This is a genomic window from Phenylobacterium sp., assembly GCF_046590535.1.
Classification (GTDB): Bacteria; Pseudomonadota; Alphaproteobacteria; order Caulobacterales; family Caulobacteraceae; genus Phenylobacterium.
On record NZ_JBKJTG010000172.1, the window covers coordinates 1 to 8,349 of the forward strand.

Consider the following 8,349-nt stretch of genomic DNA (forward strand, 5'->3'; position numbering starts at 1 on the left):
GCGCCAAGGCGCTGGCCGCCTCGCGGGGGCCGAAGGCGGCGCGGTGAAGGATGCCGGCCGCGGCGGTGAACGCCGGACCCGAAGCGGCGTCGGCCAGATGCGGCACCCGGCGCGGACGGCCCAGACGGACGGGACGGTCGAACACCCGCACGGCCACTTCACGCACCCCGGCCAGCTGGCTGGCGCCGCCGGTCAAGACCAGGCCCGCGCCTGGCTCTACCGGCGCGCCGGAAGCCTTCAGCCGATCGCGCAGCAGTTCGAGAGTCTCTTCCACGCGAGGCGCGATGATGCCCTTCAGCAGGGACCGGGGCGCGATCACCGGGCCCGCGCCGGGATCGTCGCCCCGGGGCGGCGCCTCGATCATCTCGCGGTCTTCGTTGGCCGAGGCGATGGCCGAGCCGTGCAGGGTCTTGATGCGCTCGGCCCCGGCGATGGAGGTGGAAAGCCCCCGGGCGATGTCCTGGGTCACGTGCTGGCCGCCCACCGGGACGGTCTCCACGTGGACCAGGGAGCCGGCGTTGAACACCGCCGCGGAGGTCGAGCCGCCGCCCATGTCGATGCAGACCGCGCCCAGGTCCATCTCGTCCTCCTCCAGCGCCGCCAGGGACGACACGAAGGGGGCGGCGACCACGCCGTCGAACTGCAGGTGGGCCCGCTCCACGCAGGCGCCCAGGGTCTGGAACACGGCCTCGGACACGGACACCACGAGAAGTTCGACGCCCAAGGTGCGGCCGAACATGGCGCGGGGATCGCGCACCCCGCCTTGGCCGTCCACCGACCAAGCGATGGGCAGGATGTGGGCGGCGCGGCGTCCAGGCAGCTTGATCTGCGACAGTGCATGCTGGATGGCGCGCACCAGGTCGTGGTCCGAGATCGGCCGCGCGCCGATGGACACCCGGCCCGCCACGCGGTTGGAGGTAAGCTGGCCGCCGGCGATGGCCACGGTCACACCCTGGACGTTGACGCCGGCCACGTTCTCGGCCCGCTCCACCGCCTGGGCGATGGCCTCGGAGGCTTCGTCGAGGTTGACGATGGAGCCGCCACGCACGCCCCGCGACTGCACATAGCCCACGCCCGCGGTGGTCAGCGTCCGGTCGCCCCGGCGCACGCCCTCGGGCTTCATGATGAAACAGGTGACCTTCGAGGCGCCCAGGTCGACGGCAGCGACCACGGGGGGCCGCACCAGGGCGGCCTTCAGCCCGTCGCGGCTGTCCTTCTTGGCGGCTTCGGGGCGGGGCGCGGTTTTCAGCATCGGGTGTTTTCCTTACGCGCCGCCGGCCACAAGCTGGCCGGGCGCGGTGGTCTCACGGGGCCTGACGGCCACGACATCGGGGTTGCGCAGGTCGATGCGCTGGAAGCCGAGCTCCAGGATGCGCGAGCGCAGGTCGAGCTGCTCAAGCTGGATCAGCGCCTGTTCCTCGCCTACGGCGGGGAGTTGGATCAGGCCGCCGTCTTTCATGCGAAGGTCCCAGCGGCGGTCGTCGACCCTCACCAGGGCGTCCAGCCGCTCCATCATCCGCGGGCGCTGGGCCAGCACCGGCAGGATGTCCGGCGCGTGGGTGGCGCCGCCGGCGCCCACGATTAGCGGCAGGGTCGGGAAGCGGCCGGGATCGGCTTCGGGAATGGTGCGGCCCTGATCGTCGATGACCACGCTCTTGCCGGCGTGCTGCCAGACCGCCAGTTGCCGGCGTTCCACCACCGCCACCACCAGGGTGTCGGGGAGCAGGCGCACGATGCGGGCTTGCTTGACCCAGCCCACCTCCTGCACGCGGCTGCGCAGGAGCTCCAGGTCGAGGCCAAGCAAGGGCTGGTCCTTGGCGACGCCGGCGGCCTTGACGATGTCGGCGACGGCCATGGGCGAGGCGCCCTGCACGTGCACCTTGGCGAGCCGAAAGCCGGCCCGGCCGAACCGGCCGTCGATGGCGTGGGAGATGTCGCCCGCGACCCGCTCGCCGCGCCCGCCGGTGGCCAGGGTCACGCCCAGGGCCAGGGTCAGGACCCCGGCGGTGATCATCAGGATCTGCAGGGGCCGTAGGTTTCCGGTGCGCGGCTGGGCGGCCGCCCTCGGCGCCATGGCCGCAGGGCGTTTCGCCGGGCTAGGAGGCGCTTTCGCCTGGGGTTTCGCCTGAACTCGCGATCCCCCCCGCACCGTCGCGGGCATAAGCGTCCTCCGTGATCCAAAGCACCAGTCGGTCGAAATCCACGCCCTGTGCGGCCGCCTGCTCTGGGACCAGAGACGTGGGCGTCATGCCGGGCTGTGTATTGACCTCTAGAAGGACCAGAATGTCGTTAATGTCGTCATAACGGAGGTCCGCGCGGGTAACTCCGCGGCAACCAAGCGCGGCGTGCGCCTGCTCGCTGAGGCGCAGGGCCTTTTCGAAGGCCGCGGCGGGCATCCGGGCCGGAACGATGTGCTGGGAACCGCCCACCTCGTACTTGGCCTCATAGTCGTAGAAGCCGGTGCGGGGAATGATCTCGGTGACGGTCATGGCCTTGCCGTCCATCACGCCCACCGCCAGCTCCAGGCCGCGGATGTAGGGCTCGATCATCACATCTTCGCCATAGGTCCAGCCTGGGGCGGTGAGCTCGCCGGGCGGGCGGTTGGCGCCCTCGAACACCAGGAAGACGCCCACCGACGATCCCTCGGCGTTGGGCTTAACCACATAGGGCGGGGCCATGACGTGTGCGCGCGCCGCCTCGAAGCGGTTGTAGAGCCCGCCCCCGGGCACCGTGACCCCGGCCGCCGCCAGCACGGCCTTGGACTTGGCCTTGTCCATGGCCAGCGCCGAGGCCAGCACGCCGGAGTGGGTGTAGCGCAGGCCCAGCGTCTCCAGCACGCCCTGCACGCAGCCGTCCTCGCCCCACGCGCCATGCAGGGCGTTGAAGCAGACGTCGGGCTTCAGTTTGGCCAGCACCTGGGCCAGGTCGCGGCCGGCGTCCACGCGGCTGACCTTGGCGCCCAGCCGCTCCAGGGCGTCGGCGCATTCGCGGCCGGAGACCAGGCTCACCTCACGCTCGGAGGAGAGCCCGCCCAGCAGGACGGCGACGTGGTGTCCGGAAAGCGGCAGGGAGGCCATCGGGCGCGACTCAAGGAAACTACAGGGTTGGAGCCCCCGCGGTGAAGGACGCCGCTCGCTGGGTCAAGGGGGCGTCGTCGCCGCAGCGGACCTGCGCCGTCCGTCTAGCGCCGCCTATGACGCCCCAGTAGCGCGACGCCGCCGTCTCGATGCTGGCGGGCGTCCCTGTCAGAGGGCCTTGCAGGAAGGCGGCGAGAATGTCCGTCGTCGCCCGGCGGGTCTCCCTGGCGTTCCGACCACCTCCGATCACCTGCTCCGCGGCGAAGCGTCCCGGGGGGGACGATGAAGAGGGGGCCTCGGTGAATGCATAGGCCACAGCCGGCGTCCGCTCGTTACGGACAGGATGACGAAGCATCGCCAGCAACTGTCCGATCACGGCATAACATAATGGTCCGTATTCTCAGTCTTCGGAATCAAGGACTGAAAGAAACGACACAAATGGATGATGTCTTCGACGCGATATCTGGAGAAAACCATCACCAATCCAGCCTATCTCCGCACCGTCACTCAACAGACGGAGCGCTCCATGTTCAAGACCATCATCCTGCTGTCGGTCGTCGCGGCGGCCCTTGCCGCCCCAGCGCTTGCAGACGGGCGCCGCGATCAGCCGACGCAACAGTCGGTGCCGACCCGAGGCTACGATTTCACAGACGCTGGCGACATCCGCATCCTGCATGATCGGCTGCGTCGGGCGGCCCGTTCGCTCTGCGACAGCCGCATGCCGCGGCAGTTGGGGGCCCGCATGAGCGATAGGGCTTGCGCCCGCGAGAGCCTCGACCGCGCCGTGGCCGCGCTGGGTCAGCCATTGATGACCGCCTATCATGACGGTCAGCCGATCACCTCGCGCGAACGCCAGCTCGCGCTCTCCAGCCACTAAGCGGTGACGGCGCGCCGCGGACTCGCGGCGGCGCGCCAACGGCCTTACGGGTCCCCTTATGCTCGGCGTCAGTCGGTCGCCAGCCGCCCGATGCGCTTGATCTCCCACTCCAGATTGACGCCGAGCCTGGCCTTTACGTCGGCGCGGACGGCCTCGCCCAGGCCCTCCAGATCGGCGGCGGTGGCCTCGCCGGTGTTGATCAGGAAGTTGGCGTGCAGGGGCGAGAACATGGCCCCGCCGAACGGCTTGCCGCGCCAGCCGGCCTCGTCCACCAGCTTCCAGGACGATTGGCCTGGCGGGTTCTTGAAGGTGGAGCCGCCGGTCTTCTCGCGGATCGGCTGGGTGGCCTCCCGCCGGGCGGTGATCTCGTCCATCCGCGCCGCGATGGCGGCGGGATCATCGGGGGTCCCCTGGAAGAGACCGCCAGTGAAGATCAGTTGCCCGGCCGCCGCGCGGGCGGACTCGCGGTAGCTGTAGTCCAGGTCGGCGTTGGACAGCGTCAGCCGCTCGCCTGCCCGGGTGAGTGCATAGGCCTCCACCAGCACGTCCCGGGTCTCCGCGCCGTAGCATCCCGCGTTCATCACCAGCGCCCCGCCGATGGCGCCGGGCACCCCGCGGTAGAACTCCAGCCCGGCGATCCCGGCCCTGCCGGCCTCACGCGCCAGGGTGGCGTCCAGGGCCGCCGCTCCGGCGAAAATGCGGTGGTCGCCGCGGGGCTCGACGGCGGCGAACGGCTTGCCCAAACGGATCACCATGCCCTCGACGCCCCCGTCACGGACCAGGGTGTTGGACCCGACGCCTAGCAGGGTCACCGGCACGCTGGCGTCCAGGCCGGCCAGCAAGCCCGCCAGGTCGTCCTCGTCCTGGGGCAGGAAGATCACCTCGGCGGGGCCGCCCACCCGGAACCAGGTGAAGGGGGCAAGGGCTTCGTCCTTGAGGATGCGGCCGCGGACGGTCGGCAGGCGATCGCGCCAGCTCATTGCGCAGCCTGGGCCTGCGCCTCGAGTTCGCCCGGCAGGGCGTAGGCCCAGGTGGTGATGTCGCCGGCCCCGAGCAGCAGCACCACGTCGCCGGCCCGCGCCTCCTCGCGCACCAGGCCGGCCAGGTCGGCGGGCCCGGCCAGCGGCAGCACCCGGCGGTGGCCATAGCGGCGCAGGCCCTCCACCAGGGCGTCGCGGTCGATCCCCGGCAGCGACGCCTCGCCCGCCGCATAGACGTCGGCCACGATCACCACGTCGGCGTCGTTGAAGCAGTGGCAGAAGTCGTCGAACAGGTCCGACAGTCGCGAATAGCGGTGCGGCTGCACCACGGCCACCACCCGGCCCTCGGTCACCGCCCGGGCGGCCTTCAGCACCGAGGCGATCTCCACCGGATGGTGGCCGTAGTCGTCGATCACCCGGACCCCGTTGGCCACGCCGGTGGTGGTGAAGCGGCGCTTCACGCCGGCGAACTCGGCCAGGCCCTTGCGGATGTCGTCGGCGCTCACGCCCAGCTCCCGCGCCACGGCGATAGCCGCGAGCGCATTCATGACGTTGTGGTGCCCGGCCATTGGCAGATGCAGATCCTCGTAGCGCACTGGCTCGGCGTCGTGAGGGCGGACGAGGACGTCGAAGCGCGCCCCGTCCGCACCCATGCTGATCTTCTCGGCGCGAACCTGGGCCTGCGGATTGACGCCGTAGGTGACGAGGCGGCGGTTCTCCACCCGCGCGGCCATGGCCTGGACCTCCGGATGGTCGATGCACACCGCGGCGAAGCCGTAGAACGGGATGTTCTCCACGAAGTCTCGGAAGGCCTTCTTCACCGCGTCGAAGTCGCCGTAGTGGTCCAGGTGCTCGGGGTCGATGTTGGTGACTATGGCCACGGTGGACTTGAGCTTCAGGAAGGTGCCGTCGCTCTCGTCGGCCTCCACCACGATCCACTCGCCGGCGCCGACCTTCGCATTGGTGCCATAGGCGTTGATGATCCCGCCGTTGACCACAGTGGGGTCGAGGCCGCCGGCATCCAGCACCGCGGCGACCATGGAGGTGGTGGTAGTCTTGCCGTGGGTGCCGCCCACCGCCACCGAGAACTGCAGCCTCATCAGCTCGGCCAGCATCTCGGCGCGGCGGACCAGGGGCAGGCGCCGCTCGCGACCGGCAGCCATCTCCGGATTGTCGGGCTGCACCGCCGTGGAATAGACAATCGCCGACGCGCCCTCCACGTGGCGGGCGTCAAGGCCGATGAACACCTTGGCGCCCAGCTTCTCCAACCGCTCGGTGTTGGCGCCGGCCTTGGCGTCGGAACCCTGCACCGTATAGCCGATGCGCAGCATGATCTCGGCGATGCCGCTCATGCCGATGCCGCCGATGCCGATGAAATGCACAGGGCCGAGTTCGAAGGGCACGGGGCGTCGGGTCATGCCTGCGTGCTACCGCATCCCCCCCGAACGGTGAAGTGGCCTCAGCCCCGCGCCGCAGCCTCAACCACGTCGGCCAGCCGTTCGGCGGCGTCGGGGGTAGCCACCGAGCGCGAGGCCGCGGCCATGCGGGCCAGGCGCGCGGGGTTGCCCAAGAGCTTGGCGAGCGCGCCCGCCAGGCTGTCGACGGTGAGCTGGTGTTCGCGGGCGATCTCCGCGCCGCCGGCGTCAGCCAGGAGCTTGGCGTTCTGGCCCTGGTCGTCGTCCAGCGCGATGGCCAGCGGCACTAGGATGGCGGGCTTGCCGGCCACCGCCAGCTCGCAGACCGTGCCGGAGCCGGCGCGGCCGATCACCAGGTGGGCGTCCCGCAGCCGGCTGGCCATGTCGCGGAAGAAGGGCGCCACCTCGGCCTCCACCATGGCGTCGGCATAGATCCGCCGCGCGGCCTCCATGGATTCCGGGCGGGCTTGCTGCTGCACGCTCAGGCGGGCCCGCAGATCCTCCGGCAGGGCGCGGATGGCTTCGGGCACCAGTTCGGAGAGCAGCCGCGCGCCCTGGCTGCCGCCGGTGACCAGCAGGCGTAGCGGGCCGTCAGGCTCAGGCGCCACATAGGCCACGTCGGCGAGCGCGCGGATCGCCGGGCGCACCGGATTGCCCACCACGATCGCGCGCTCGGCAACCTTGCCGGGGGCTTTCTTCAGGGTTGGAAAGGCGCAGGCGACGGTCTTCACGTGGCGGGCCAGCATGCGGTTGGCCCGGCCCATCACCGCGTTCTGCTCGTGGATCACCGTGGGTCGCCGGTCGAGGATGGCGGCCACCAGGGCCGGGGCCGAGGGATAGCCGCCGAAGCCCACCACCACATTGGGGCCGATGTCGCGAAAGGCCGCTCGGGCCTGGCCTGCGCCGCGCATCACCGCGATGCCGGCGCGCAGCATCCCGATGGGATCGCCGGGGCGGTAGGTGGCGGCCGACAGGCCGATCCGCTGGTCGGCGGGAAAGTCCTGGGCCAGGCCCGCCACACGCTCGTCGGAGGCCAGCACGATCCCCCAGCCGCGGGCGATCAGCGCCTCGGCCAGGGCCTGGGCGGGGAACAGATGCCCGCCGGTGCCTCCGGCGGCGACGACGGCAATCTTGCGCATGACGCTCCGGTTCTCAGGCGAAGGCGCCGGCCTTGGCCAGGCCCTCGCTGGGCGTATAGGCGCCCGGTCGGCGCCGCGTCAGCGCCAATGCCATGCCCAGGGTCAGGCCCATGGCCAGCATGGAGGATCCGCCGTAGGAGATGAACGGCAGGGTCATGCCCTTGGTGGGTATCATGTTGAGGTTCACCGCCACATTGATGAAAGCCTGCTGGCCGACGAGCACGAAGAGACCGGCCGCCGCCACCTGCTCAAAGGGATCGGACAGCTTCATGGCGCGATACAGGCCGCGCACCACCACCACGCCGAACAGCGCGATGAGGATCAGGCTGAAGATCAGGCCGTACTCCTCCGCCCCCACCGAGTAGATGAAGTCGGTGTGCAGGTCGGGTACGTGGCGCTTCATGACCCCCTCCCCCGGCCCGCGCCCGAACAGGCCGCCGGCGGAGATCGCCTCGGCGGCGCGGTCCACCTGGTGAGTGTCGGCCTTGTCGGGGCTGAGGAAGCGGTCCACCCGGCTGGCCACGTGGGGAAACAGGAAATAGGTCGAGGCCAGGCCCGCGAGCGCGGTCCCGCCCAACAGCATGACCCAGGACAGCGGCACCCCGGCCATCCAGAAGGCCGCCCCGAAGGCCACGGTGATCAGCACGGTCTGGCCGACATCCGGCTGGATCAGCAGCAGGGCCACCGACAGCAGATAGAGGCCGAAGGCGATGGTGACGCCGGGCACGCCCTCACCCTTCTGTCCCTCGGCGAACATCCAGGAGACCAGGATGATCAGGGCCGGCTTCATGAACTCCGAGGGCTGCAGGGTGAAGCCCGCGAACTGTATCCAGCGGGTCGCGCCCTTGGCGCTATGGCCGA

General features: G+C 70.6%; 8 protein-coding genes. 1 reads left to right on the forward strand and 7 read right to left on the reverse strand.

All coding sequences use genetic code 11. The annotated features are described in order from the left end of the window. The 3 genes from ftsA to ACLL81_RS10385 all read right to left on the reverse strand — a co-directional run. The coding region (gene ftsA, locus ACLL81_RS10375) for a cell division protein FtsA (protein ID WP_411288266.1) at positions 1–1,252 on the reverse strand (1,252 nt) is incomplete at its 3' end. Between the two features lie 12 nt (positions 1,253–1,264). Continuing rightward, the gene (locus tag ACLL81_RS10380; RefSeq protein WP_411288267.1) at positions 1,265–2,161 is read right to left on the reverse strand and encodes a cell division protein FtsQ/DivIB; all 897 of its coding nucleotides are present in this window, start codon (positions 2,159–2,161) and stop codon (positions 1,265–1,267) included. Next, a complete protein-coding gene (locus tag ACLL81_RS10385; RefSeq protein WP_411288268.1) occupies positions 2,097–3,077 on the reverse strand; it encodes a D-alanine--D-alanine ligase in 981 nt (326 codons plus the stop codon). The genes ACLL81_RS10380 and ACLL81_RS10385 overlap by 65 nt, the downstream gene beginning before the upstream one ends. A gap of 526 nt (positions 3,078–3,603) precedes the next feature. On the opposite strand from ACLL81_RS10385, the gene ACLL81_RS10390 reads away from it, so the two are divergent. Beyond that, entirely contained in the window at positions 3,604–3,954 is a 351-nt protein-coding gene (locus ACLL81_RS10390) for a UrcA family protein (protein ID WP_411288269.1), read from the forward strand. Between the two features lie 68 nt (positions 3,955–4,022). Here ACLL81_RS10390 and murB read toward each other — a convergent pair whose 3' ends face one another. From murB to ACLL81_RS10410, 4 genes are all read right to left on the reverse strand, one after another. Beyond that, positions 4,023–4,934 (reverse strand): UDP-N-acetylmuramate dehydrogenase, encoded by a 912-nt coding sequence (gene murB / locus ACLL81_RS10395; RefSeq protein ID WP_411288270.1) that lies wholly within the window; start codon positions 4,932–4,934, stop codon positions 4,023–4,025. Then, the gene (gene murC / locus ACLL81_RS10400) at positions 4,931–6,352 is read right to left on the reverse strand and encodes a UDP-N-acetylmuramate--L-alanine ligase (protein ID WP_411288271.1); all 1,422 of its coding nucleotides are present in this window, start codon (positions 6,350–6,352) and stop codon (positions 4,931–4,933) included. Before murC ends, murB begins: the two co-directional genes overlap by 4 nt. A gap of 41 nt (positions 6,353–6,393) precedes the next feature. Continuing rightward, on the reverse strand, positions 6,394–7,488 hold the full coding sequence (murG, locus tag ACLL81_RS10405) for an undecaprenyldiphospho-muramoylpentapeptide beta-N-acetylglucosaminyltransferase (protein ID WP_411288272.1): 1,095 nt from the start codon (positions 7,486–7,488) through the stop codon (positions 6,394–6,396). A gap of 13 nt (positions 7,489–7,501) precedes the next feature. Beyond that, positions 7,502–8,349 (reverse strand): putative peptidoglycan glycosyltransferase FtsW (locus tag ACLL81_RS10410; protein WP_411288273.1); only part of this gene is annotated, 848 nt, incomplete at its 5' end.

What these genes read in the sequence shown, in the direction of transcription:
- ACLL81_RS10390 (WP_411288269.1), top strand. Translation starts at nt 3,604, where the DNA reads ATGTTCAAGACCATCATCCTGCTGTCGGTCGTCGCGGCGGCCCTTGCC.
- ACLL81_RS10385 (WP_411288268.1), bottom strand. Translation starts at nt 3,077, where the DNA reads ATGGCCTCCCTGCCGCTTTCCGGACACCACGTCGCCGTCCTGCTGGGC.
- ACLL81_RS10380 (WP_411288267.1), bottom strand. Translation starts at nt 2,161, where the DNA reads ATGCCCGCGACGGTGCGGGGGGGATCGCGAGTTCAGGCGAAACCCCAG.
- murC (WP_411288271.1), bottom strand. Translation starts at nt 6,352, where the DNA reads ATGACCCGACGCCCCGTGCCCTTCGAACTCGGCCCTGTGCATTTCATC.
- murG (WP_411288272.1), bottom strand. Translation starts at nt 7,488, where the DNA reads ATGCGCAAGATTGCCGTCGTCGCCGCCGGAGGCACCGGCGGGCATCTG.
- murB (WP_411288270.1), bottom strand. Translation starts at nt 4,934, where the DNA reads ATGAGCTGGCGCGATCGCCTGCCGACCGTCCGCGGCCGCATCCTCAAG.